A 24,441-nucleotide genomic window follows, 5' to 3' on the forward strand; every position below is an offset into this window, starting at 1 on the left:
TGGTATAACAACATTATGGCGCGTTCATGACGATAAAATCGAATACACCTGCTGCCTTACCATTGTCATATTATGAGTGTAAAGGCAACATATGCTACCCGCTTTTTCTGCGGGAAAATAATGCATTCAGACTCTGACGACAGACACTTAACGGCGAGTTCAATGGCAAACACAGAAAGCAGATTACAGTATCAGGATCGCCGGCGGGCATGGATAGATCGCCTGACTTACCGCATGGTCGCAGGTAGCGGTTTGCTGGTGCTGATGGCGCTGCTGCTGATTTTCTTCTATCTGCTGTATGTTGTGACGCCGCTGTTTCTTTCGCCGTCGATGAGCGGGCAAAAGTCGATACCGCTGAAAGCGGCCGCACCCGCGCTGACGATTGGCATCAGCGATAACGGACAGATTGGGTACAGGATTGATCGGCAAGGCTACGGTGAGTTTCTCTCGCTGGCGTCCGGCACTCCGATAGCGCGTATCCCTCTGGCGCCGTCAGTCGTGCAAGTGGCCGGGAGCCACGGCGAACGACAGGTTTATGCGCTGGGGCAGTCGGATGGCAGGATAAGTATTGTGCAGCCGATCTTGCCGTTACGGAACGATCAGCCGGCGTACTGGCAGTATCCATTTGGTGAGCAGCCGTTGTCGCTGGGATTACCTGCGCAACCACTGCGTCATTTGGCTGTGGCGTCCGTCGCGGAGAATCATCTGATGGTGGCGGCGATAACTCAGGATAATCGCCTGATGCTTATCGCCGTGGGGGAAAACGGCGTACAGCAGAAAGCGCAGGCGGCGCTCCAGAATGCCGCTGTAGAACAGCTGTTGCTGACGCCGGACGGACAGCAAATTTACCTGCTGGAAGGGACGAAAATCAGCTTATGGCAGCCCGAATCCAATTTACTGAAACTGAGGGAAAACCGGCAGTTGAGCGTGCCGGGGCCATTGCGTCTGGCGTTATTGTCCGGCGGGCGTTCGCTGCTGGTTCAGTCCGCCGATGGACACATTAGTCAATGGTTCGATGTGCCGACGGAAAAGGGCATGCAACTGACGGAAATCCGCCAGTTTCCTGCGACGGCCGGGATGGATGCCTTGCTGGCTACCGAGGTTCAGCGGCGGGTTTTTGCAACGTTAACGCCACAAGGGAACCTGTCACTGTTTGGCGGTAAACAATCGACCGCGTTGTTGACCAAAACGCTGCCGCCGGATGTGCAGCAACTGGTGTTTTCCCCACGCGGTAAAGCCATGCTGGCCGAAACGGCGCAGGGCTGGCAGATCTGGCAGATTGATAATCCCTATCCGGATATTGGCTGGAGCGGTTTGTGGCAAAAGCAGTGGTATGAAAATTACCCGGAACCGGAATATATCTGGCAATCAACCTCGGCAGATGACAGTTATCAGGCAAAGTTCAGCATGATGCCGCTGATGTTTGGCACATTGAAAGCCGCGATTTATGCCATGCTTTTTGCTACGCCGCTGGCGCTATCGGCGGCGGTGTATACCGCCAGTTTTATGTCGCCGGCCCTGCGCCGCTGGATCAAACCCACGATGGAAATCATGGGGGCGTTGCCCACGGTGGTGATTGGATTGATCGCTGCCATCTGGCTGGCGCCTTATTTTGAAACCTACCTCTCCGCCATTTTGGTGATGCCGGTGTTATGGGTGATTGCGGTTCTGGGATGCGGCTGGTTGATCGAACGTCTTCCTGCCGGCGTCCATCGTTGGTTTCCTGCGGGTTGGGATGTGTTGATCCTGCTGCCTGCCATTTTCCTGACCCTGTTTCTCGGTTGCTGGCTGGCGCCGATACTGGAGGCGTGGATATGGGGGCAGCCGCTGTATCAGTGGATGGGGGAAAGTTTTGTACAGCGCAACACGCTGGTGGCGGGCGTCGCGCTGGGGTTCGCGTTGATTCCGCTGATTTTTTCGTTGGCTGAAGATGCGTTGTTCAGCGTGCCTTCCCGTTTGAGTCAGGGATCGCTGGCGCTGGGAGCCACGCCGTGGCAAACCTTGTGGCGGGTCGTGTTGCCGTCTGCCAGCGCCGGGATTTTTGCGGCGCTGATGCTGAGCTTTGGCCGAGCCGTGGGAGAAACCATGATCATATTAATGGCAACGGGCAATACCCCGATTATGGATGAGGGATTGTTGCAGGGACTGCGCTCGCTGGCTGCCAATATCGCGATTGAAATGCCGGAAGCCGTCACCAACAGCGGGCATTACCGGGTGTTATTCCTGACCGCGCTGACGCTTTTTATCTTTACCTTTGTGGTGAATACGCTGGCCGAGTCGATTCGCCAGCGTTTACGCCAACGCTACCGTGGTGAAGGAGAAAACGCGTGAGGCAGTGGTTTCGCTCCGGCAGGCCATGGGTATGGCTAACGGCTTCATCGATTAGTATCAGTCTGCTAGCCATGCTGACTATTTTCGTTCTGCTGGCCGGGCAGGGGATGCGCTACCTGTGGCCGCAACCTGTCTGGCTCTTCACTTTGCACAACCAGGTGCAACAGGGTGAGGCCTTACCGGCCAGTACCGGGGAGACGCGGGCGCTGATCGGTGAAATTTACGGTGAACAAACCTTATCCTCCCGGCAGCTAAGCAATGCGGGCTTATCTCCCTCGCCGGAGGGGGAATCCGAAACGCGCTATCTGATCAAAACGGGTCAGCGCGAAATTTACGGGCAAAGCTTCCGTACGCTGTTATCCCGCGATATCGCCAGCCTGAGCAAACCCGTTGATATATTGGTGCTTAAACGGGCCAATAACGGCACTGCCTACGGTTATCTGGCTGGTATGCTGGAGGATGGGCAACCGTTGCTGGCTGATGATTTACCCGGCACGTTACAGCGACGTATAAGCCAGGTTCAGAGCCTGCTGGCGATGGCGCAATCGATCCGACTGGGTGATATGACGAAGTTGAATCAACAGTCTGAAGCGCTGCGTCTGGAAGAAAAACGGCGGCGGCAGGGAAACTCGTTGGATAGCCAGGCGCAGGCCCGTCTGAATGCGGAGAGAATTGAACTGCAACGGCGTTTTGATGAACTGTCACAGCAGCTGGCCGTGCTGAATCAGGAGATTAACCGGGATAGGGTGCAACTGCTTGATGCGAACGGCATGGTTCACTTTGTTCCGCTGAAAGACATTGAACAGGCCTGGTATCCCAACGCGATGGGGGTGGGCGATAAAATCCGGCACTGGGGCCAGCAGATCGGAGTCATGCTGACCCGCTATTCACCTGACAGCAATAGCGCGGGGCATCTGTTCCCGGCGATTTTCGGTACGGTATTGATGGTTATTCTGATGTCGATCATCGTGATGCCGCTGGGGGTGGTGGCCGCGGTGTATTTACACGAATATGCCGGTAAAAATATTCTGACGCGCTGGGTGAGGATTGCCGTGGTCAATCTTGCCGGGGTGCCGTCTATTGTGTATGGCGTATTCGGACTGGGCTTTTTTGTCTATCTGATAGGGGGCTCACTGGATCAGCTCTTCTATTCCGAGGCGTTGCCCAATCCGACGTTTGGCACGCCTGGATTACTGTGGGCGTCCCTGACGCTGGCGTTGTTGACGCTGCCGGTAGTGATTGTCGCGACGGAAGAGGGACTATCACGTATTCCCATGTCGTTGCGCTATAGTTCACTGGCGCTGGGGGCGACCAAAGCGGAAACGCTGTGGCATGTGGTGTTACCGATGGCCGTGCCTGCCATGATGACCGGACTGATTCTTGCCGTGGCGCGCGCGGCGGGCGAAACGGCGCCGCTGATGCTGGTGGGGGTGGTAAAATCCGTACCGGTACTACCGATTGATGATACTTTTCCTTACCTTCATCTTGAACGGAAGTTTATGCATCTGGGCTTTCAGATTTACGATCTGGCTTTTCAGAGTCCCGATGTGGAAGCGGCGCGGCCGTTGGTGTATATCACCGCGCTGTTGCTGGTCTTGATTGTGGTTGGGTTGAATCTTGCGGCGATCGGCATACGCCATGTGCTGCGCGAGAAATATCGTACGCTGTCATTCTGAATGTAGGGCGAGGTTATGAGGTTAAGGACGCAGATGGAAAAATTGCCGCTGCTGGATGTTCACCAGCTAAGCGATGAGCAGACCGCGCTGGCCGTGGAGCATCTCAATCTGTATTACGGCAAGAAACAGGCATTGAACGATATTTCACTGCGCATTCCCAAAAACCAGGTGACGGCGCTGATTGGTCCCTCCGGCTGCGGCAAATCGACGCTGTTGCGCTGTTTTAACCGTATGAACGATCTGGTCGATAACTGCCGGACGGAGGGGGATATCTGGCTGTACGGCATGCCGGTAAACGATCCCGAACTGGATGTTGCGGTCTTGCGTCGCCGGGTCGGTATGGTATTTCAGCGTCCCAATCCGTTTCCTAAATCCATCTATGAAAACGTCATTTACGGCCTGCGATTGCAGGGACTGCGGGATCGTCGCCTATTGGACGACGCGGTGGAGCAGGCGTTGCGTGCGGCGGCGTTGTGGCATGAAGTAAAAGATCGGCTAAGCGATAACGCGTTGACGCTTTCCAGCGGCCAGCAGCAGCGGCTGGTGATTGCCCGCGCCATCGCCATCGAGCCGGAAGTCTTACTGCTTGATGAGCCTACCTCGGCGCTTGATCCTATCTCAACGCTGGTGATTGAAGAACTGATCGGCACGCTCAAGCAGTATTTTACGCTAGTGCTGGTAACGCATAATATGCAGCAGGCCGCGCGCGTTTCCGACTACACCGCGTTTATCAATCAGGGAAAATTGATAGAATATAATCAAACGGATGATTTATTTACTTCGCCTTCCCGGCGACGGACGGAAGACTATATTACCGGACGTTTCGGCTAATAAATGCGTGGTTCTGTTATCTGTCGTCCGGCCATTAATCAGGGAGAATAGGCGAAAGTTTATTCGGCTGTCCTCGTTCTGTATCTTGAAATTTACTGCCTGATGTTGCCAAAATATGATGTTTTTCGTCGTTTTTATGTGTCGGATCAAGATTATTGATACTGTTCATCAATTGTCCGTGCCATTTGAAAAATTGATGATAAAATGCGCGCAATTCAGCAGATCGGGTAATGGCGGATAAAATGAGATTCAGCACAATGAGTGAAGGCGAAATTGTTACGGAACTTTGCCGCAGAATAAAAGACGCCCGCATTCAGCAACGCCTGTCTCAGGTTGATCTGGCTGAACGGGCCGGATTAGGTATTGCCACCATTAAACGTGCCGAGATGGGTGAGTCGATAACGCTCAGCAGCCTGCTGTGTATACTGCGTGGGCTCAACCGCTTGCATCAACTGGAAGGCGTTCTGTTTGATGCTGAAGTTGAATCATTTAATGCCCTGGTCAGCGGTGAGAAAAAGCATACGCCGCTGCGTATCAGAAAGAAATCTGCCGCATTTCAAGCCAAATCAATCGCTAAGCATGAGAGTGTGAAAAAGCCGTCCGGCAGTACCGTGGATTGGTATATCGCTGCTGCTGAGAACAATATTATCTGGTCATGGCCGGAGAGCGAAAAGAAATAACTCACCGGTTGATGCGTCAAGCCATTCTCTTTCCGGTTTAAATCTATCCCCGCCCTTTGAAAGAGAATGGGGATAGACGGATTATTCATGCCGTTCGCTTTATTCACACAGCACAACTTTAATTGCCAACCCGCCGCGTGAGGTTTCGCGGTATTTCGCATTCATATCCTTACCGGTTTCGTACATCGTTTCGATGACTTTATCCAGTGAAACACGTGGTTCGCTGGTGCGGCGCATGGCCATCCTGGCGGCATTAATCGCTTTTACCGAAGCAATGGCGTTTCGTTCGATGCACGGAACCTGAACCTGACCCGCTACGGGATCGCAGGTTAATCCCAGATTATGTTCCATACCAATTTCTGCCGCGATGCATACCTGTTCAGGATTGGCGCCGAGTAATTCGGCCAGCCCAGCCGCCGCCATGGAGCACGCCACGCCAACTTCGCCCTGACAGCCTACTTCTGCGCCGGAAATGGAAGCATTCATTTTATAAAGTGTCCCAATTGCGCCGGACGCCATGAAATAGCGTAGATAGGATTCTGGCGTAACAGGCTGAATATAATGATTATAGTAAGACAGAACCGCCGGGATGATGCCGCAGGCGCCGTTGGTTGGCGCGGTGACAACGCGACCGCCTGACGCATTTTCCTCCGCAACCGCCATGGCAAACATATTGACCCAGTCCATGGCATCCATCGGATCGTTAGAAAAGCGATCGTTGATGAACAGCAGGCGGTGCAGCGCCGAAGCACGACGGGGAACGCGTAAGGGACCCGGTAAAACACCTTCTGTATTCATGCCGCGGTGAATGCCGTCCTGCATGATTTTCCAGACTTCGGCAAAATACTGTTCAATCGTTTCCCGACCGTGCATGGCGATTTCGTTTTTCATGACGATAGCGGATAAGGAGAGGCAGTGATCGTGACAGTGCTTCAGTAACTTTTGCGCGGAGAAGAACGGATAGGGCACATTTTCTTCGGTCAGACTGGTTTTACCAAAATTTTCCTGATCGACGACAAACCCGCCGCCGATGGAATAATAGGTTTTACTATAGACTAACTCCTGATGGCGATAGGCGCGAATTGTCATGCCGTTTTCATGCAGCGGCAGGTTTTCCGATTGAAAACACATAGAGGTTTCCAGCGGGAAGCTGACTTCATACTGGCCGTCGAGCATTGGCAGGCGGTTCGTTTCCTTGACCCGTTGTATGAAGGCGGAAATACCGTCGATGTCGACGCTGTCCGGCAGATTACCCGCCAGACCCATAATAATAGCGATATCGGTATGGTGGCCTTTGCCCGTCAGGGACAATGAACCATAAACATCTACAACGATGCGCGTTACCGATGAAATGAGTGACTTGCTGACCAGATCATCCGTAAACATTTTGCCAGCTTTCATCGGACCTACGGTATGTGAACTGGATGGACCGATACCAATTTTGAAAATATCAAATACGCTGACCATTAGCGACTTCCTTTAAAAAACGCCGGTAGTTGCATAACGTACCGGCGTTGAGATGAGTGAATCAGGGCGGAATTGAATTAGCCAAACAGGCTGTAAACGATCGCGCTGATTGCAATCAGACCCATGATGGTGACAAAGACGTTGCTGATCTGGCCGCTGTATTGCTTCATCGCAGGAACTTTCTGAATGGCATACATCGGCATCAGGAACAGCAGACAAGCGATAATCGGGCCACCCAGGGTTTCGATCATCCCCAGAATGCTTGGGTTCAGGGTGGCAACTATCCAGGTGGTGATCAGCATGAACAGCGCCGTGATGCGGTTCAGTTTGGTGCTGGAGATGGTTTTACCTTTGCTGCGCAGAGACTTGACGACCATGCCGTTAAAGCCTTCGCCGGCGCCCAGATAGTGTCCCAGGAAAGACTTGGAAATCGCGATAGTGGCGATGATCGGGGCCAGGTAACCCATAACCGGGTTATTAAAGTGGTTAGCCAGGTAAGACAGAATGGAAATGTTCTGTGTTTTCGCTTCCATCAGCTCGGTAGGCGACAGGCTCAGTACGCAGCTGAAGACAAAGAACATGACGGTCAGCACCATCATGATGTGGCTGTATGACAGAATGCGTGAGCATTTTTTTTCAGCATCGTCACCGTATTCTTTACGTTTGGCGACGGCGAAAGAGGAAATGATCGGTGAGTGGTTAAAGGAGAAAACCATCACCGGAATAGCCAGCCACAGCGTCGCCAGCAAACCATTGCCGGTGACATTATTGCCCAGAGAAATATTTTCAAAAACAGAGGTATTCCAGTGAGGAATTAAATACAACGCCAGCATCATTAATACAGCAACAAACGGATAAACAAGAATACTCATTGCTTTAACGATCATGGCTTCGCCAAAGCGAACGATGAACATCAAACCGAGAATCAATATTAATGAAAGCACTGCTCTTGGTGGAGAAGGTAAATGTAATTGGTGAGTAATAAAGCTATCTACCGTATTGGTAATAGCAACGCTGTAAACCAGAAGAATCGGATAGATGGCGAAAAAATACAGCAATGTGATTAGTTTTCCAGCGCCAACGCCGAAATGTTCTTCAACCACTTCTGTAATATCTTCACCACCTTTTTTACCGGATAATACAAAACGGCATAAAGCGCGGTGAGAATAATAGGTCATCGGGAAAGCAATAATTGCCATAATAATTAATGGGATCAGCCCACCAATACCCGCATTTATCGGCAAAAATAGCACACCAGCGCCAATGGCTGTGCCGTAAAGGCCCAGCATCCAGACTGTATCGCTTTTACGCCAGCCCGAAGCCTGCTCTAATACCTGGCTGCTATCTTGAATTGTGCTCATGGTAGTGTCTCCTTAGTGAACACAGATAATAAAAAGTACAGTATCGGCAAGTTGCCGTTACAGGGATGAAAAGTTGTACATGACATATAATTATGTCGATGAGTCAATACTGTTTTTGTGGGTTGCATTCTATATCGCGGCGGTCGGGGAATAATATTGTGGCGATCACATAAATGAATTGAAGGGAATTATTTTAATAAATTTTATCGGAAATTAAAATATCAATGATGATACTTTATTTTAATTATTTTTAATGGCTCTTTATTGATGCTTTATTTGATGTCTGAGTGATAAAAAATAACCAGAAATAGGAGGTTTATTAAAAAATCGTACCGTTTAAATAATAAACCCAAATATTGAGATGTCACGCTTAAAAATCATTTTTTTTCTTTTATCTTTCCGGCTGTTGCTTTCATTTTGTTCATGATCGGCGGAGAAAGGGGTAAACCTGTCATGGCAAATGAATGCCTATGGGTGGCTACCGTCAATACGAAGTACGCTCCAGGCAACGGTACTGGAGCGCAGATCGGTTTATTCAATAGACAGTTTTTCCTGTGCCCAACGCAAACCGCTTTGATATTCATCCGTCAGCATTGCTGCCAGCGACTGCAATGTCTGCTGAAGTTGAGCGTTATCCTGGGCCTGTAAGTTCAGGTGCCCGACTTTACGCCCTGGCCGCACCTCTTTTTCATACCAGTGTAAATGCGCCAGTGGCAACGAAAGCCAGTCGATATTCACACCGGTGCCGATCAGGTTGACCATCACCGACGCAGTATCGACAACCGGTACAGGCATTGGCAGATCCAGAATGGCGCGCAGGTGCAGTTCAAACTGGCTGATGGAGGCGCCGTTTTGCGTCCAGTGTCCACTATTGTGTACACGTGGCGCGAGCTCATTGATCAGCAGGCGATCGCCTACGATGAAACACTCCATCGCCATGACGCCCACATAATCCAGTTCGTTCATAATAGCCGATAACATCTGTTCGGCCTGCTGCTGGAGTTGAGGTATCGGCTGCGGCAGAACGACGCTGGTGCGCAGAATACCGTCCTGATGCAGGTTATGCGTCAGCGGGTAGAACACGCATCGGCCATGCACGTTGCGGGCGCCGACCAGCGACACCTCACCGGAGAAGTTAATGCCTTGTTCAACAATACATTCGCCGTAGCAGTCGGCAGGCAACGTCGTTTGTTCACCCTCGCGTAAACGCCATTGGCCCCGGCCGTCGTAACCACCTACGCGGCGTTTGACGATAGCCAACTCGCCCAGCCGGGCAAAAACCTGCGGCCATTCTTCTTCGCTGGCAAGTAGCTGCCAGGGGGCAGTAGCCAGATGCAGAGAATCCAGCAACTGCTTTTGCGTGAGGCGATCGGCCAGACGTGGGAAAATGTCACGGTTAACGAATGCGGTGTGTGCCGCCAGTTCATTCGTAAGGGCGGTTTCCGGCCAACGTTCGATCTCGGCGGTAATCACACTGTTCTGAAATGGAACCGATTCCGGTTCCGCATCCAGACCGACCGGATAAACGGCGATGCCTAACGGCTCACCGGCCTGACGCAGCATCCTGCCCAACTGACCGTTACCTAACACGCAAACCGGTTTCATACTTCCCCCCGGGGGTCAGGATTGGATAACACTTCATCGGTCTGGCTCTGCCGCCAGCCAGCCAGACGCGTGGCGATGGCGCTATCATGCAGGGCAAGGATTTGTGCGGCCAGCAGTGCGGCATTGGCCGCGCCGGCTTTACCGATCGCCAGCGTGCCTACGGGTATGCCGCGCGGCATCTGGACAATTGAATACAGGCTGTCAACGCCGCTCAGGGCGGCGCTTTGTACCGGAACGCCCAGTACGGGAACCAGCGTTTTAGCGGCCAGCATACCCGGCAAGTGCGCTGCGCCACCGGCACCGGCGATAATCACATCAAAACCGTTCTGAGAGGCTTGCTCCGCGAAACTGAACAATTTATCGGGGGTACGGTGGGCGGAGATAACTTCAACATGAAAAGGGATATTCAGTGTGGTGAGAATCTCTGCGGCAAACTGCATGGTGGCCCAGTCACTTTTGGAACCCATGACGATGGCGATTTTAGCCGGGGCAACGTTGGATGACATGCCTGTAAAGCTCCTGTGATTTTACATGATCGTGACGCAGGGCAAGAGAACTGCGTCGGCCAGATCGAGATAGACCGTGCTCTGGCGTTGAGGGCGTAGAGCATACCATGACCTCATGGCGAGGAAAACGGTTGCGTGGGCCTGAATGACGGATTGCCGCTGCCATCGTGGGCTAACCCAATGAGGAAAAAGAATTAACACCAGCAAGGCGTCAGAATGGGAAGGTGATCAGTTCAATGTCCTGCCTGGTCACTTTAATCATGGAGCCTTCACGGTGCCAGGCGCCCAGGACAGCACGTTGTGCTTCAACGTGGTTGACAACGAGCTGATGAATGGCCGGACGATGGGTATGACCGTGGATCATGGTGTTGACCTGATAATGCTGGAGGCGGCGGACGACCGCTTCGGGGTTCACATCCATAATATGCAGTGACTTATGCTGATTGGCATGCCGGCTGGCTGCCCGCATTCTTGCTGCGATGTTGAGTCGCAGGCACAACGGCAACAGCAGGAAGAGGCGCTGTATCAACGGATTGTGTACCCGGCGGCGAAATCTCTGGTAGGCAGGATCGTCGGTACACAGCGTATCGCCATGTAAAATGAGAACCTGCCGGCCATACAGATTGAGTACCGTTTCTGTTGGCAAGAGCGTCAGCCCGCTTTGCCGGGCAAAGCGCTTGCCGATCAGAAAATCACGATTGCCATGTACGAAATAGCAGGGAACGCCGTGCTGATGCAGTTCATACAGTGCGGATGCAACCGTCGCGTGCAGCGGTTGCGGATCGTCATCGCCGATCCAGGCGTCAAACAGATCGCCCAGAATATAAAGCGCATCCGCGTTCACGGCTTCATGGCGTAAAAAACGCAGAAAACCGGCGGTAGTCGCCGGTTCGTGAAGACTTAAATGCAGATCGGCAATAAACAGAGTCGCCATAGACTGCCGGGATTACTCGCTGACGGTTACGCTGGTGATCACGACGTCTTCTTTCGGTACGTCCTGATGCATACCGCTGCGACCGGTCGCGACGCCTTTGATTTTATCAACCACGTCCATGCCTTCGGCGACTTCAGCAAATACACAGTAGCCCCAACCGTCAGCACGTTCTGAGCGGAAGTTCAGGAAGTCGTTGTCGACGACATTAATAAAGAACTGCGCCGTAGCGGAATGCGGATCGTTGGTACGCGCCATGGCCAGCGTGCCGCGGGTATTTTTCAAGCCATTATTGGCTTCATTCTTAATCGCCGCGTTGGTGCTTTTTTGCGCCATTCCCGGTGCAAAACCGCCACCCTGGATCATAAAACCATTGATAACGCGGTGGAAAATAGTATTGTCGTAAAAACCGCTGCGGCAGTAATTCAGGAAGTTTTCTACGGTGACCGGCGCTTTGTCTGCGAAGGTATTGATAACGATATCGCCGTGGTTTGTATGAAACGTGATCATAGTAATGAACCCTAGATAGCCATAATAATGAGAATGATGTTCACCATACGCGGTGAGCGATCAAGAGCGCTCTTATAACATAACTGACGGGCCGAGTCAGCAGAGCCGTTATCTTAAGCAGCGGTTGTCCCCATATCGCGGGAGATATCAGCAAACATCACTAATACAAATAAATTGATCAAATTTGGGTTTTTTTGATGATTTATTTGAATGATATTTTTCTTGCGCTAGATCAATGTATGGAGTAATCATCATATTCTTTATTAATGACCCAGATTAATCTGAGAGTGATTCGTATTACCTTCCGAATAACGCTAAATAGATAGGTGAATTATGCTGGACAGTATTAATCGAGTATTAGATAAGCCCGATTTTGGAAAACTGCTACTGCGTTTGTCTTTCAGTATTCTGATGTTGTTCCATGGATGGCATAAGGTGCACGGCGGCATTGGCAGCGTTGAAGGCATGCTCACTGCGGCGGGGATTCCGACGTTTGTCGGCTATGGCGTTTATATTGGTGAAGTTGCTATGCCCGTGCTGATGATTCTGGGAATTCTGACCCGTCCTGCGGCACTGATTTTCTCTTTCACCATGATCGTTGCCGCTTTATTGTCAAACCCGGCCGCTTTCGCCATGCTGACGAAAACGGGGGCATGGGGCGTTGAACCGGCGGCGGTTTTCTTCTTTGCCGGTCTGGCTATCGCCCTGTTGGGCAGCGGTAAATACTCAGTCATGTCGAACCCGCGCTGGCGCTGATATGGCGTTCTGACAAGGGTACAGCATGTTATGAAAGGTCCGGATTCCCGGGCCTTTTTGTTGCCATTCTTACACGTTATCCTGCCGCGATCGTTTCCGCTTTACCTCATGTCGTTGGAAGACGATGATTTTATTCCCTGTCAATTATCTGTTTATTCCGTTGTATCAGTCTTGCAATAGAATGGGGTTCAGGTTTCAATACGCCGTTAGGGTTGCGAAGCCCTTAGCAAATTTGATGTTATGCGCACGCTGACAGCGAACGATGATCCACCTATCCTGCGAACACCATGGAATGCCCTGATGCTAAAGATTTTTAATACGCTGAGTCGCCAAAAAGAGGAATTCAAACCTATCCACGCCGGTCAAGTGGGGATGTATGTGTGTGGAATTACCGTATATGACCTGTGTCATATCGGTCACGGGCGTACTTTTGTGGCGTTTGATGTGGTGGCTCGGTATTTACGTTATTTGGGATACTCGCTGAAATATGTGCGGAATATCACCGATATTGACGATAAAATTATCAAACGTGCGGCGGAGAATGGTGAAACCAGCGAGCAGCTGACCACCAGAATGATCGCGGAAATGCATGCTGATTTCGATGCGCTGAATATTTTGCGTCCGGATACGGAGCCGCGTGCGACTCATCATATCGCCGAGATTATTGAACTGGTTGAAAAGCTGATTGCACGTCGCCATGCCTATGTCGCTTCGAACGGCGATGTCATGTTCTCGGTGGATACTGCGCCGGGATATGGCGTGCTGTCCCGCCAGGATCTGGCTCAACTTCAGGCGGGGGCTCGCGTAGAGATCACTGAAGTTAAACATAACCCAATGGATTTTGTACTGTGGAAAATGTCTAAGCCGGGCGAGCCGCATTGGTCTTCACCGTGGGGAGAAGGGCGTCCCGGTTGGCATATCGAGTGTTCGGCCATGAACTGTAAACAGTTGGGCGAACATTTTGATATTCACGGGGGAGGATCGGATTTGATGTTCCCGCACCATGAAAATGAAATTGCCCAGTCCAGTTGTGCGCATGACGGCCCTTATGTGAACTATTGGATGCACTCTGGCATGGTGATGGTTGATCGGGAAAAAATGTCGAAGTCGCTGAATAACTTCTTCACCGTACGCGATGTGCTGGCCTATTACGACCCGGAAACAGTGCGTTACTTCCTGATGTCGGGCCACTACCGCAGTCAGTTGAATTACAGCGAAGAAAATCTGAAACAGGCGCGTTCGGCGCTTGAGCGGTTATATACGGCGCTGCGTGGTACCGATCGCCATGTTGCAGCACAGGGGGGCGAAGCGTTTGAAGCTCGCTTCCGTGAAGCCATGAACGACGATTTCAATACGCCGGAAGCATACTCCGTGCTGTTTGATATGGCGCGTGACGTAAACCGCCTTAAAACGGAAGATCCGCAGGCAGCGAATCAGCTGGCATCGGCGTTGCGCAATCTGGCTAACGTGCTTGGCCTTTTAGAGCAAGATCCAGAGGTCTTCCTGCAAAGCGGCGCACAGGCCGATGACGACGAAGTTAAGGAAATTGAAGGGTTGATCAAACAGCGTAAAGACGCCAGAGCGGCCAAAGATTGGGCATTGGCGGATCAGGCTCGCGATAGACTGAATGAACTCGGGATCATCCTGGAAGACGGTCCACAGGGAACAACCTGGCGACGTAAGTAATCCGTTATCGTCTTCAGTAAACAAAAAGCCCGCGGTGATATCATCGCGGGCTTTTTTACGCCGGCTTATCCTGCGACGGATCGCCGCCGGCGACTTTTTATCCGGGATATCAGGCTGCGATTTCTACCGTCTCGCCATCAAACCCGACTTTCTGACCCGCGACAATTTTGCAGCGCTTACGCGTTTCAACTTGTCCGTCAACGGTCACTTCGCCTGCCGCGATAGCCAATTTGGCCGCCGCGCCGCTCTCACTCCAACCCAATAGCTTCAACAAATCGCACAGTTCAACATGCTGGTGGTTTTCGAGATGAAAAATATTCATAAATTCCTGATTTCTTGATGTTTGGATAGTCGGCCGAATTATTCGGCGCTATCGTGATATTCTTCGCAAGCCTGCAACGTGTTCTGAATCAGGGTGGCGACCGTCATTGGTCCAACGCCGCCCGGCACCGGACTGATATAAGAGGCTCTTTCCTGTGCGGTTGCAAACTCCACATCGCCGACGACTTTGCCATTTTCGAGGCGGTTGATACCCACATCCAGCACGATCGCGCCGGGTTTGATCCACTCGCCGGGAATAAAGCCCGGTTTACCCACGGCGACCACCAGCAGATCGGCATTTTCTATGTGATGACGCAGATTTTTGGTAAAACGATGCGCCACGGTAGTCGTACAACCTGCCAGCAGCAATTCCAGGCTCATCGGACGACCAACGATATTGGATGCGCCGACAACCACCGCGTTCAGGCCAAAAGTATCAATATTGTAGCGTTCCAGCAGCGTGATGATACCGCGAGGAGTACAGGCCCGCAGCAGCGGGGCGCGCTGGCACAAACGGCCAACATTGTAGGGGTGGAAACCATCGACGTCTTTATCTGGCGCAATACGTTCGATGACTTTGGTGTTATCAATCCCTTCCGGCAGAGGGAGCTGAACCAGGATGCCGTCAATCGTTTTGTCTGCGTTCAGTTTATCAATAAGCGCCAGCAATTCCGGTTCCGTAGTTGTGGCGGGTAAATCATAAGAGCGGGAAATGAAACCGACTTCTTCGCAGACTTTACGTTTACTGGCAACGTAAATCTGTGAGGCGGGATTTTCACCGACGAGGACAACGGCCAGCCCCGGTGCGCGTTTTCCTGCCGCCAGACGCTGTTTTACCTGCGCAGCCACTTCGTCTTTGACCTGCTGCGCAATCGTTTTACCATCAATAATCTTTGCTGCCATCTGAGATGAGGTCCATCAGTATTAAGTGCGGGAGATGGCGCTATTTTGTCAGAAGCGGCGCTTGCTGTCAGGCATTGCGTCAACATAAATTGTGTCAATGAGGCTATTTTCGCCAATTATGAATTAACCGCCATGCCGTTTCTGCCGGTGTGTTCGGTGAGATATTGCGCTTTATCGGTGATTTTGATAACCGCGGCAAGGTCTGCTCACCGCCATCATGAATTTATCATCTATATTTAATTGTCAGGCTGTGATTAATAACAGAAAAAGATGCCCGTCACCTTTCAGGCTGTAGGCACATCTGTCGTCTATTTGTATTCAGGATTTATTGGGCACAACAAAAGGATCGATCAACTGGTGAAAAAATGACGTAACAACGGTTTTTAATTCGGGGGAAGAGAAAATGGATGTGGAAACTCGGATGATTGAGCTCATTGTTAAATCTGGCGAAACACGTTCCTGTTCGATGGAAGCGCTTCGTTCGGCCCGCAGGGGTGAATGGGAACATGTCGATCAACTGCTGAAAATGGCGGCAGCGGCTTTGAATAAGGCGCAACTTATCCAGACGGGATTTATTGGCAGCCATGATAAGGAAAAGACGAGCCTCGATCTCATCGTGGTACATGCGCAGGATCATTTAATGAATGCGATGCTGTGTCGTGAACTGGCTGAAGAGATTATTGCTCTTAGAAAAGAGGTGGCTAGCGTAAGGTAAAATGAAAAGGATCTCTATTACAACCGCAATGCAAAGCCATTCAGCCTGGAACGGAAAGGCTTTGCTTACTACCGTTCGTTTCGATGCCTTCCGGCAGGAAGCGCTTCAATTCAATATATTCCGGGATTCAGTCTGCCGCCTTTTATCGTTATGCCTGCGCCGCGTTGGTGATACGACGCAGGCCATCATTTCACGAATGGCGCATCAAGCTCTGGATGCGGCTTTTCCCGGAGAGGGTATGCGAGTCGGATTGCTCTTCGGAGGCGTTATCCGTACTCAGTTTAAAGGTGGAGACAGTCTCGACCAGTTGAGCCGCTTCTTCTTTCAACGTCTGCATTCTTGCCGCGGATTCATCGATCAGCGATGCATTCTGCTGAATGGTGCTTTCCATCTGCGAGACGGCCAGCGTCACTTCGGAAATGCCTTTGCTTTGCTCTTCGCCCGCGGTGCGGATTTCCCCCATCACCTGCCGCACCCGACGCACATTGTTGACCAAATCATCCAACTGATCCCCCGCGTCCCGCACTCGCTGACTGCCTATCGCTACGTTGGAAACCGACTCTCCGATCAAGTCTTTGATTTCCCGCGCGGCTGTCGCGCTACGCTGTGCCAGCACCCGCACTTCGGATGCAACAACGGCAAAGCCTCGTCCCTGTTCACCGGCGCGCGCCGCTTCCACTGCCGCATTCAGCGCCAGAATGTTGGTCTGGAAGGCAATGCTGTCTATCACGCCAACAATCTCTTCCATACGGGTAGATGATTTATTAATCACGTCCATGGTATTCACGACTTCATGCATGGTGTCGCCACTGCTCTGGGCAGTTAGCGCCGTCTGTTCGGCCAGTTCATCCGCCAGCTTGGTATTGGTGGCGTTTTGCTGCACGGTGGCGTTGAGTTGCTCCATCGCGGCGGCGCTTTGCGCCAGCGCCGCCGCCTGCTGGGTAATACGGGAAGAAAGCTCGATATTACTCTCGGCCAGACCGGACGCATTGGACGCCACGATTTCACTGCTGTTTTTCACATTGAGCAGAACGCCTGCCAGCTTATCGACAAATACGTTGAAAGAGGCGGAAATGGCGGACAATTCATCCTGTCCTTTGCTGGTTAAACGGCGCGTCAGATCGCCGTCTCCCTGGGCTATTTCATCCAGCGCCACGCGCGTTGCGTTTAGCCGGGCGATAAGATGACGCACGGCGAATCCAGCGATCATCAACAGAATCATCATAATCGGCAACAGTACGCCGAGAATATCCCACATCATGGTTCGGGACAGCATTGTCACCCGGTCTTCTGGTGTCGCCAGTCCGATAATCCAGCCGGTATTCGGCATGGAAAACAACATGATGCGGGAAGCGTCATCCAGCAGTGCATCATTTGACAAGGCGACGGTGCGCGTCGCGCCGTTTCCCGCCAGCATCGTACGCAGTGGGTCGGCGACTGGCGCCAGCCAGCCGGATTGTTTTATCAAATCGTTAAATGTACGTGTCTTACGCGTATCCGTTTGCGGGAAAGAGAGCAGTTGCCCCTGCCGATCCAGAGCGAAAGCATAGCCGCTGGTGCTGCCGCCGTTGTCTTTCATGAAATTCGACAGATTATCCAACTGGATGTCGAACGTGACTACCCCGGCGAATTGCCCTGACAGATGATAGGGCACGCTGCATGTCACCATATCAACGCCGGAAACCGGATCCTGATAAACATCCGACCAGACGCATTGATTGGCAGGACTCGTTTTGGCGCTGCTATACCAGCTTTCCTGATGATAACCCGGTCCGCTGTCGTCGTTGTATTCATCGGAATAGACCAGCTTGCCGTCATCGCCACGCGCCCAGAAAAAACTACGGCGAGGAACGCCCGGCGTAAACCCATCAGGCTCCGGCCAGACGCCGCCGCCGACAATTGTCGGATCGCCCAGTCCATCAATCAATTGCGGAATTACCTGTTTATACAACGTTTCTTCGCGGGGCAGCACCTCTGCCACGCGCGCCATGCCGACGGTTTCCCCTTCTATACGCGACATTCGCGAGTCAAGTTGCCGAATAATATTTTCACCGGTCTTTTCGATCAGCGCGCTGCTGGCTTCGACAACTCTGGGTTGCCCGCGCCATAACATGACTGCCACGATGACGAATGCCATAATAAATAGTAATAGTATTCCCCCCAGCGTCAACTTGCCGGAAATACGAGTTGGAAATAGAGTCATATCATCCCTCAGAATACGAATAGAAATAATTTCTGTTACGTCGTGTTTTTCATTGTGCATTACCGGGGTTGAATTGTTTACCGTTCATCCATGGTTTTCATGACAATCGGAGACGGTTAATTCGCTGGCGGTTAATGTTAAGTATTCTATGTATCGAAAATGACGATAAAGTGAAATAGTGTCCAAGAAAAGATAATAAAATAATATATCTCCGTCGTTAACGACATATAAATAATATTAAAGATTATTCTAAATTTTCCGATAACTTACAGCGATTTTTCACCTGAAAACAAATGCTACTATCATCGAGCAGGATAGGTGTTCCGCGGTCAGACAAAGTGCCTGACCTGCGTGGATGATTTTGAAGATGTGTCTGACAGTGACCGTAGCCCTCGGGATTTTTGGCGCAGGTCACGAGTACTCACCGCAGTACTTTAGGCGAATGGTCAACGTCAATACTTGAGGCGCTTCCCGGAACGCCGTATGACATCAGTATTCCGGGGGAACTTGAAATAAATGGAAGCGGGAAACGCTGATAATCCTTTGCGGTTTGAGGGGCTGGATTAAGATTGTGTCCATTGCTGAGAGACAGAACCAGAATATTCAATTAAACCTGTTTTACATTCATATATGGCGAACATGCGATGATTCTTTTGTGGGCCTGATATCGTCACCGCTAACGTGTAGAAATCTGGTGATTTAAAAGAATCGTTCTTATGAAAACTAATTTCCGGTGTACTGGTTCCAAGTTTATCCTGTCTAAGTTTAGGCCATCGGGGAATTCTATATTTAACCAGATCACTTCTTACCTCCATGACTATCTTGTCATAAAGTACTTCATCGCAAGTCGGTCCGGTATATCGGATATAATTTTTGTAACAGATGCCTGCAATCAGAACGAAAAAAACACCAAAGGTTGTCTTTTTTTTCCATCCCACAATTAATTTTCCTTAAAGGTAAAACTATGTGTCAACTTATTCGTGAATGATAACTGTTATCATATAAAAGTTAAAGTGAACCAACCCCGGCATTGTGGTATCTGCGGGGGTTTTCTGTATACAAAAAGGGCTACGCCCGGTTAAGGCATAGCCCTTCCTTCATTTTCAGTTTCCCCTACGCACGCCGATTAAACGCCCCATACACCACATTACCGCCGTTCCCAAGGCTTTCTCATAGCCGCGGCCTGACAAAAGTCAGCAAGACCAAGGAGAAATTCACGCAGGAAATGAAACAGGCATGGTGGTCACAAATCCTGTTTTATCAGCGTATCCGCAGTACCCAGGATAAACCGGTCAGTGATGGCTGGTGCTCCCATACATATCGCAAAAAATTCGGCGTCTGGCCCAAAGGGTTGCATCGCACATCGTTGTCGTCGAGTACGCAGATCGTCGTTCCGTGATAGTTGATAGTTGTCATTACAGCACCTGTTAAAGCACCTGTTAATGTGGAGTGGATATAAAAATAAAGCTTAACTGATTGAACCCTACAGGATTCGAATATGTAATCTATTGCATTGAATTTAAATGGATAAATTGTGTTCGATAAATTTTATACCAACATTTATACCAACATATTGTTTTGCGCTGAATTTAAGATATTGAGAGAGTAAACCAGAGTCGCTTGAGTATCAGTGATCGTCTCTGGTTTGTTCTTCAGGTAGATCGCGTTCCGGCATGAAGTCCAGTGTTACATTTGGACCGTTGAACCAGCTATCCCAATTCTCCCGGTTTTGAATATTATTTTCTGGTGTATCAGATGTCGATACGGATGAACCTAGATATTTGGCAATCCACTCCATAGCCTGCCTCCATTGATTGATGGGGACGTTAGTTTTGATTTTCCATGCGTTTGGGCAGTGATGTAGTGCCAGCAGAAATGTCACCTGAACCAGAAAATTGTAAGGGTGACCGTATGTATGGCATGAATAGCGATCTATTGTGCGGCGTAAACGGTGCAACACGAATGATTCGCCTGCCAACTGCAAAGCACGACATCCATTAAAAGCAATCACGCAGACCAATTAAGCTGTCATCGTACCGTAGCGGCGTATTCCCTGACATTTCGCAGATTGTCAGATTATGGTATCCGGTAGTTTCCGGCTTTTGGCGAATAAGATGGTGGGCTTGTGTGACATCACGACAAAGTAGAAGCCAGTTTTCTTGTAGTGCATCGGTAATATGTTGAACATGGTAAAGCCCACCTTCAACAGAAAGTGACGTATTCATTAAGTAGTTTCCTGAAAAATAAGAGGGAAGGGGAAAAGAACCTTATCGTTTGTGGCTTGTAGCGAATCACCTCGATGCCAACATCCCCGGATAATGTTTGGCGATAATGTCGTTCATCTGATCGATCAGGTCGGGACGTTTAAAGGTGAGATGCCCTGTGCCTTTCTGAAAATAACGAATGCTGAAGAACTCATCCTCGTAAGCCTGTTGATGCGGATTATCGCGGATATGATCCATCAGCCGAATGGTGATATCGGCACGGTTATCGGGAATAGGTTTGCCATCCAGCAGATACAGAATGCGCTCCAGATCGGCCAGTTGATCGCGTCGCCAGCCCCAGTTTAAGCCAAAGCCCCAACGGTGATGCACCACCAGATTGCTGATAATGATTTTCTTGCCAAAGTAACAGGGATGGTTGGTTTTGTAGTCCCATGATAACCCTTTGAACACGTTAATCACCCCGCGCTCGAACACCGCCTGCTTGCCCTGGTGAAGCTGTTCAAAGGTGGTCAGGATATTTTCTTCACTGATCGGCGGCAGTTCGCCCTCGTCCAGATTCTTGTGCCACTGGCTGCGGGCTTCGGCGTCCATCAGCGACAGCATGCCGGACTTGAGCATCAGGTCGCGCCAGATATTGCGATCCAGCGTGCGGGTGATGGCCGGAATCGCCTTGTCCGGCGATTCCGTCAGCCAGCAATCATAGCGGTGTCCCTGCTTTAGCGCCCAGTCTTCAACGGTGCTGCCGCCAATGGTGGCCGTAAGCTGGGAAATTGCCTGTAACTGATGGATAAGCTGTTCTATCTGTTGCAGGGCTGCGTCACGTCCGGCGACGATGTGCTCAATGCTGGTCGAGCACATCAGATCGGTGTGTTCGGTTAGTACCTCGGGTTCAGTTTGCATAGTTTGTATTCCGTACATAAAAGCAAACACGCCTGCCGGGAGTGGCAGGCGCATTATGCAACGGGAAAAGGGAGAAGAAACTTCAGGCAGGCAATTCAGGGAAGCGGCTCGCAATTTTTAGCGACTTGCATTAACCCCGTAGCGCGTCGGGCGTGGAGAATATCGACCGCCGTTATAAACGGCGACTGCTCCAGCCAGGAGAAACCGCGTCGGTTGGTACGCACCAGTTCATATTTTTCCACCATAAAGTTCAGGGTATCGACCAGCGAGATACCGGCGTCGATATGCTCCTGGATCACTTTTTCTTCACAGAACGGCGTGTCGTTAAGTGTCAGTCTGTAGTGTTTTTCCAGTAGATGACTCAGTAACCGCTGCCAAATATTAACCGGCGACAATACGCTATTACCCGGCTCGTCGGGTGCCGGTATGGAGTTGTCAGACATTGTTTTTCCTTATATATAGAGAGATAAAACTGAGGTGAATGTTGGTGAAAAGTATCGTGGCGTTACAGCCAGCCGCGTTCGGCAAACGACACCACATCGGTGCCGCCGATCACCAGATGGTCAAGTAGCCGTACGTCAAGCTGTGACAGCGCCTCTTTCAGCCTGTCGGTGATATGCCGGTCGGCCTGGCTGGGTTCGGCGTAGCCGGACGGATGGTTATGCGCCACGATCACTGCGGCGGCATTATGGTGCAATGCCGACTTGAGGATTTCGCGCGGATGCACTTCGGTATTATTGATGGTGCCCAGCGCGGTAATTTCCTTCTCTATCAGCCGGTGCTGGTTATCCAGATACAGCACCATAAACACCTCGCGCTCCAAGCCACTGAGTTCCAGCATCAGCCAGTCTTTGGTGTCGTCTGACGTTCTGAACTGACGCGCATTTTTACGCACGCGCTTTTCCAGCAAGGAAAGCGCCTGACGGATAATGCGCTGTTCTCTCGACGCAACGCGGTCTGCCAATTGAGTACATGACATAGTTATTCCTTCATAGATATGAAAAGACATTCGAAAAACGTGTTGTTGAATTACCAAATAGTGATGCGGATGGTTGAATTATTTAGGCAAAAATACATGTCGGGCAAATTCGCCAGTGGCGCGAACGGTAAGCCAATCCAAACCACCTCCGATAAAACCACCAAGCAGCGGAGTATATCGGGGAGCAGTACCTAAAAGTCGTCCTGTTGCTAATTGACCGATCAATCTTGTAGTCACTAATTTACTAATTCCCTGAACGCCCTTATTTGATAGACGGGATAATAAATGTCCGCCACCTAACCGCAATGTTTCTTTCGCAGCACTGGCCCCCAGACAGATATAAATAAAGTTCCGGGTACGAATATCGTAAACACTGTAACCGCCAATAATTGCAATAGCGGCGATCATGCGAATCTGAATAAACAGTAATCCGGTCAGACTGGCGGGTAATGTTACGGGTAGAACAGCAATACCACCCAGTCCGGTAATAAATCCACTGGTAGCAGCTTTTACTGACTCCCAGCGAATCAAGTTCGCTACTGCATCGTTCTTTATCGGAAATGCCTGCCGATAGTTGTCCGCCAGTTTTTGGGCCGAATCCATACCGGGAATTCCCTGAATGGCGTGATCGTACAGCATATCCAACCAACGGGAAAAGTTTTTGAAAGAATTATTTTGATCCATATATCACCTTTTGGGTTAAATGAAAAAAAAGCCCCAGCGAATGGCCGGGGATAGAGTTCGTATTGGTGATATAGGTTTATGATTTTTTTATTTCAATTCGTTGTACTTCTTTTCGATCAATGATTCAATTAATTCACCGATAGTCATTTTATTTTTCTTTGATAATTCTTTTAGCTTTTCCCTGGCACCAATAGTAACGTAAGCATTTATCGCCACCCTATTTTCTTTTTCCATTCGACTACGATGACATATCTGATTCCATGCTCTGGATGCTTTATTTCTAAACAATTCTTTTGCTTCTTTTGAACCGTTCCAATTATCATAGCAAGCATAAATTGCAAGATACAGTTCATCTTTTCTCAATGGTGCGGGGAATAATTGTGTTATGTTGCCAATACCGTCATAATCTTGTGTGTATGACCACATCCATTCTATTTGGTCTTTATTGTTTTTATTTAGCCATTTTAAAACCCCCGCGTTTTTGTATGTGTGAATCCAAAAGTTTTTAAGATCATCAAGAGCTTGTTTTTTTTCATCTGTCATTGCATAAATTGAGTTAAAACAATCAACAATAGTCCTATAACGTAATTCGTGGTTAAGTAAGTCATGATTATATTTCAACATTCGACATGCGGTTTTTAAAGAATAAACCAGGTTATCTAGTTCATTAAAATTAATTTCAGGTATGAATAAGGAATTATTCAAACGTAACCATAGCCAGCAACATGCTCGCTCACTGTTTTTTAACCATGTAAATTTTTCCTTTCCCAAGATGAACTTATTTTTATTTTTATTCCAATCTTGAGCGAAGTCTTTAATTTTTTCATCATCAGAATCACACATTATATTAATTGTTGTGTAAATGTCATTATTAAAATAGCCGCTAATTATGTCATTATCTTCTATTTTAAAAAAAATTAATTTAGGAGAGAACTGGTCACGAATAATATATCTTTTTATATGCGGGTATTCGGGATTTATTTGATGATAAATACAATAACTCATGAATACTTTTGCATCATCAACGCTGTTACATTGTAACAGTATTGATGGACAGTCCTTATCATTTATAGCCATGCTTTCATTCTTACACTAAGTAATATAAAAGTGATATTTTAGTGTATATCAAGTGGTTTTCAAGTGTTTTTTTAGTGATAAAATATAGAGGTTA

24 protein-coding genes and 1 pseudogene are annotated in these 24,441 nt (G+C 49.8%); 8 read left to right on the forward strand and 17 right to left on the reverse strand.

Annotation, left to right across the window (positions count from 1 at the left end; genetic code table 11):
* Positions 1-162: 162 nt before the first annotated feature.
* The 4 genes from DDT52_RS00950 to DDT52_RS00965 all read left to right on the forward strand — a co-directional run bounded on the left by DDT52_RS00950 (position 163) and on the right by DDT52_RS00965 (position 5,518).
* Positions 163-2,331: an ABC transporter permease subunit gene (locus tag DDT52_RS00950; RefSeq protein WP_136154716.1), complete on the forward strand. Its 2,169-nt coding sequence runs from the start codon at positions 163-165 to the stop codon at positions 2,329-2,331.
* Complete coding sequence (gene pstA / locus DDT52_RS00955) at positions 2,328-4,007, forward strand: phosphate ABC transporter permease PstA (protein ID WP_136154717.1); 1,680 nt, start codon at positions 2,328-2,330, stop codon at positions 4,005-4,007. The genes DDT52_RS00950 and pstA overlap by 4 nt, the downstream gene beginning before the upstream one ends.
* Positions 4,008-4,022: 15 nt before the next feature.
* Complete coding sequence (gene pstB, locus DDT52_RS00960; RefSeq protein WP_136154718.1) at positions 4,023-4,838, forward strand: phosphate ABC transporter ATP-binding protein PstB; 816 nt, start codon at positions 4,023-4,025, stop codon at positions 4,836-4,838.
* A 242-nt stretch (positions 4,839-5,080) separates the two neighbouring features.
* Positions 5,081-5,518, forward strand: a complete 438-nt coding sequence (locus DDT52_RS00965; protein WP_109055133.1) for a helix-turn-helix domain-containing protein — start codon at positions 5,081-5,083, stop codon at positions 5,516-5,518.
* A gap of 99 nt (positions 5,519-5,617) precedes the next feature.
* Here DDT52_RS00965 and DDT52_RS00970 read toward each other — a convergent pair whose 3' ends face one another.
* From DDT52_RS00970 to ppiB, 6 genes are all read right to left on the reverse strand, one after another.
* Positions 5,618-6,985, reverse strand: a complete 1,368-nt coding sequence (locus DDT52_RS00970) for an L-serine ammonia-lyase (RefSeq protein ID WP_136154719.1) — start codon at positions 6,983-6,985, stop codon at positions 5,618-5,620.
* Positions 6,986-7,062: 77 nt separating this feature from the next.
* Positions 7,063-8,346, reverse strand: a complete 1,284-nt coding sequence (locus DDT52_RS00975; RefSeq protein ID WP_109055135.1) for an HAAAP family serine/threonine permease — start codon at positions 8,344-8,346, stop codon at positions 7,063-7,065.
* 531 nt (positions 8,347-8,877) lie between these two features.
* A complete protein-coding gene (gene purK, locus DDT52_RS00980) occupies positions 8,878-9,951 on the reverse strand; it encodes a 5-(carboxyamino)imidazole ribonucleotide synthase (protein WP_136154720.1) in 1,074 nt (357 codons plus the stop codon).
* Positions 9,948-10,457, reverse strand: a complete 510-nt coding sequence (gene purE, locus DDT52_RS00985) for a 5-(carboxyamino)imidazole ribonucleotide mutase (RefSeq protein WP_136154721.1) — start codon at positions 10,455-10,457, stop codon at positions 9,948-9,950. The genes purK and purE overlap by 4 nt, the downstream gene beginning before the upstream one ends.
* A 211-nt stretch (positions 10,458-10,668) precedes the next feature.
* The gene (lpxH, locus tag DDT52_RS00990) at positions 10,669-11,391 is read right to left on the reverse strand and encodes a UDP-2,3-diacylglucosamine diphosphatase (protein ID WP_136154722.1); all 723 of its coding nucleotides are present in this window, start codon (positions 11,389-11,391) and stop codon (positions 10,669-10,671) included.
* 12 nt (positions 11,392-11,403) lie between these two features.
* Entirely contained in the window at positions 11,404-11,898 is a 495-nt protein-coding gene (ppiB, locus tag DDT52_RS00995) for a peptidylprolyl isomerase B (protein ID WP_136154723.1), read from the reverse strand.
* Positions 11,899-12,231: 333 nt separating this feature from the next.
* Here ppiB and DDT52_RS01000 point away from each other — a divergent pair, with 333 nt between their 5' ends.
* Together DDT52_RS01000 and cysS are read left to right on the forward strand one after the other, a co-directional pair.
* Positions 12,232-12,654: a DoxX family protein gene (locus tag DDT52_RS01000; RefSeq protein ID WP_136154724.1), complete on the forward strand. Its 423-nt coding sequence runs from the start codon at positions 12,232-12,234 to the stop codon at positions 12,652-12,654.
* Positions 12,655-12,954: 300 nt separating this feature from the next.
* The gene (cysS, locus tag DDT52_RS01005; protein WP_136154725.1) at positions 12,955-14,340 is read left to right on the forward strand and encodes a cysteine--tRNA ligase; all 1,386 of its coding nucleotides are present in this window, start codon (positions 12,955-12,957) and stop codon (positions 14,338-14,340) included.
* Between the two features lie 109 nt (positions 14,341-14,449).
* Here the strand turns inward: cysS and ybcJ are convergent, their stop codons facing one another.
* On the reverse strand, positions 14,450-14,662 hold the full coding sequence (gene ybcJ / locus DDT52_RS01010; protein WP_136154726.1) for a ribosome-associated protein YbcJ: 213 nt from the start codon (positions 14,660-14,662) through the stop codon (positions 14,450-14,452).
* Between the two features lie 38 nt (positions 14,663-14,700).
* Positions 14,701-15,564 carry a bifunctional methylenetetrahydrofolate dehydrogenase/methenyltetrahydrofolate cyclohydrolase FolD gene (gene folD / locus DDT52_RS01015; protein WP_136154727.1) on the reverse strand — a complete coding sequence of 288 codons (864 nt, stop codon included), beginning with the start codon at positions 15,562-15,564 and terminating at the stop codon, positions 14,701-14,703.
* A gap of 403 nt (positions 15,565-15,967) precedes the next feature.
* On the opposite strand from folD, the gene DDT52_RS01020 reads away from it, so the two are divergent.
* On the forward strand, positions 15,968-16,279 hold the full coding sequence (locus tag DDT52_RS01020) for a PTS lactose/cellobiose transporter subunit IIA (protein WP_136154728.1): 312 nt from the start codon (positions 15,968-15,970) through the stop codon (positions 16,277-16,279).
* Positions 16,280-16,469: 190 nt separating this feature from the next.
* Here DDT52_RS01020 and DDT52_RS01025 read toward each other — a convergent pair whose 3' ends face one another.
* Entirely contained in the window at positions 16,470-18,482 is a 2,013-nt protein-coding gene (locus DDT52_RS01025; protein ID WP_136154729.1) for a methyl-accepting chemotaxis protein, read from the reverse strand.
* A 563-nt stretch (positions 18,483-19,045) separates the two neighbouring features.
* On the reverse strand, positions 19,046-19,420 hold the full coding sequence (locus tag DDT52_RS01030; RefSeq protein WP_136154730.1) for a YebF family protein: 375 nt from the start codon (positions 19,418-19,420) through the stop codon (positions 19,046-19,048).
* A 236-nt stretch (positions 19,421-19,656) separates the two neighbouring features.
* On the opposite strand from DDT52_RS01030, the pseudogene DDT52_RS01035 reads away from it, so the two are divergent.
* Positions 19,657-19,881: pseudogene (locus tag DDT52_RS01035) on the forward strand (DEAD/DEAH box helicase); the annotation flags it as partial.
* 228 nt (positions 19,882-20,109) lie between these two features.
* Here the strand turns inward: DDT52_RS01035 and DDT52_RS20880 are convergent.
* From DDT52_RS20880 to DDT52_RS01065, 7 genes are all read right to left on the reverse strand, one after another.
* A complete protein-coding gene (locus tag DDT52_RS20880) occupies positions 20,110-20,280 on the reverse strand; it encodes an AbrB/MazE/SpoVT family DNA-binding domain-containing protein (RefSeq protein WP_156186748.1) in 171 nt (56 codons plus the stop codon).
* A 199-nt stretch (positions 20,281-20,479) separates the two neighbouring features.
* Complete coding sequence (locus tag DDT52_RS01040; protein WP_136154731.1) at positions 20,480-20,707, reverse strand: hypothetical protein; 228 nt, start codon at positions 20,705-20,707, stop codon at positions 20,480-20,482.
* Positions 20,708-20,773: 66 nt separating this feature from the next.
* Positions 20,774-21,607 carry a DUF4942 domain-containing protein gene (locus tag DDT52_RS01045; protein WP_048638015.1) on the reverse strand — a complete coding sequence of 278 codons (834 nt, stop codon included), beginning with the start codon at positions 21,605-21,607 and terminating at the stop codon, positions 20,774-20,776.
* 95 nt (positions 21,608-21,702) lie between these two features.
* Positions 21,703-22,050, reverse strand: coding sequence for a TA system toxin CbtA family protein (locus tag DDT52_RS01050; protein ID WP_136154732.1), 348 nt, complete (start codon positions 22,048-22,050; stop codon positions 21,703-21,705).
* A gap of 62 nt (positions 22,051-22,112) precedes the next feature.
* Positions 22,113-22,586, reverse strand: a complete 474-nt coding sequence (gene radC / locus DDT52_RS01055) for a RadC family protein (protein ID WP_048638017.1) — start codon at positions 22,584-22,586, stop codon at positions 22,113-22,115.
* A gap of 78 nt (positions 22,587-22,664) precedes the next feature.
* Entirely contained in the window at positions 22,665-23,270 is a 606-nt protein-coding gene (locus DDT52_RS01060) for an EcsC family protein (protein WP_048638018.1), read from the reverse strand.
* An 87-nt stretch (positions 23,271-23,357) separates the two neighbouring features.
* Positions 23,358-24,347: a hypothetical protein gene (locus tag DDT52_RS01065; RefSeq protein WP_048638019.1), complete on the reverse strand. Its 990-nt coding sequence runs from the start codon at positions 24,345-24,347 to the stop codon at positions 23,358-23,360.
* Positions 24,348-24,441: the final 94 nt, after the last annotated feature.

It is taken from the genome of Brenneria roseae subsp. roseae (genome assembly GCF_003115845.1).
Taxonomy (GTDB): domain Bacteria; phylum Pseudomonadota; class Gammaproteobacteria; order Enterobacterales; family Enterobacteriaceae; genus Brenneria; species Brenneria roseae.

Coding starts and splice junctions, on each gene's coding strand:
- ppiB (WP_136154723.1), bottom strand. CDS start 11,898: ATGATCACGTTTCATACAAACCACGGCGATATCGTTATCAATACCTTC.
- DDT52_RS01045 (WP_048638015.1), bottom strand. CDS start 21,607: ATGCAAACTGAACCCGAGGTACTAACCGAACACACCGATCTGATGTGC.
- DDT52_RS00970 (WP_136154719.1), bottom strand. CDS start 6,985: ATGGTCAGCGTATTTGATATTTTCAAAATTGGTATCGGTCCATCCAGT.
- DDT52_RS20880 (WP_156186748.1), bottom strand. CDS start 20,280: ATGGAGTGGATTGCCAAATATCTAGGTTCATCCGTATCGACATCTGAT.
- DDT52_RS01040 (WP_136154731.1), bottom strand. CDS start 20,707: ATGAATACGTCACTTTCTGTTGAAGGTGGGCTTTACCATGTTCAACAT.
- DDT52_RS00950 (WP_136154716.1), top strand. CDS start 163: ATGGCAAACACAGAAAGCAGATTACAGTATCAGGATCGCCGGCGGGCA.
- cysS (WP_136154725.1), top strand. CDS start 12,955: ATGCTAAAGATTTTTAATACGCTGAGTCGCCAAAAAGAGGAATTCAAA.
- ybcJ (WP_136154726.1), bottom strand. CDS start 14,662: ATGAATATTTTTCATCTCGAAAACCACCAGCATGTTGAACTGTGCGAT.
- DDT52_RS00965 (WP_109055133.1), top strand. CDS start 5,081: ATGAGATTCAGCACAATGAGTGAAGGCGAAATTGTTACGGAACTTTGC.
- lpxH (WP_136154722.1), bottom strand. CDS start 11,391: ATGGCGACTCTGTTTATTGCCGATCTGCATTTAAGTCTTCACGAACCG.
- DDT52_RS01000 (WP_136154724.1), top strand. CDS start 12,232: ATGCTGGACAGTATTAATCGAGTATTAGATAAGCCCGATTTTGGAAAA.
- purK (WP_136154720.1), bottom strand. CDS start 9,951: ATGAAACCGGTTTGCGTGTTAGGTAACGGTCAGTTGGGCAGGATGCTG.
- pstB (WP_136154718.1), top strand. CDS start 4,023: ATGAGGTTAAGGACGCAGATGGAAAAATTGCCGCTGCTGGATGTTCAC.
- DDT52_RS01050 (WP_136154732.1), bottom strand. CDS start 22,050: ATGTCTGACAACTCCATACCGGCACCCGACGAGCCGGGTAATAGCGTA.
- DDT52_RS00975 (WP_109055135.1), bottom strand. CDS start 8,346: ATGAGCACAATTCAAGATAGCAGCCAGGTATTAGAGCAGGCTTCGGGC.
- DDT52_RS01020 (WP_136154728.1), top strand. CDS start 15,968: ATGGATGTGGAAACTCGGATGATTGAGCTCATTGTTAAATCTGGCGAA.
- DDT52_RS01025 (WP_136154729.1), bottom strand. CDS start 18,482: ATGACTCTATTTCCAACTCGTATTTCCGGCAAGTTGACGCTGGGGGGA.
- radC (WP_048638017.1), bottom strand. CDS start 22,586: ATGTCATGTACTCAATTGGCAGACCGCGTTGCGTCGAGAGAACAGCGC.
- DDT52_RS01060 (WP_048638018.1), bottom strand. CDS start 23,270: ATGGATCAAAATAATTCTTTCAAAAACTTTTCCCGTTGGTTGGATATG.
- purE (WP_136154721.1), bottom strand. CDS start 10,457: ATGTCATCCAACGTTGCCCCGGCTAAAATCGCCATCGTCATGGGTTCC.
- folD (WP_136154727.1), bottom strand. CDS start 15,564: ATGGCAGCAAAGATTATTGATGGTAAAACGATTGCGCAGCAGGTCAAA.
- DDT52_RS01065 (WP_048638019.1), bottom strand. CDS start 24,347: ATGGCTATAAATGATAAGGACTGTCCATCAATACTGTTACAATGTAAC.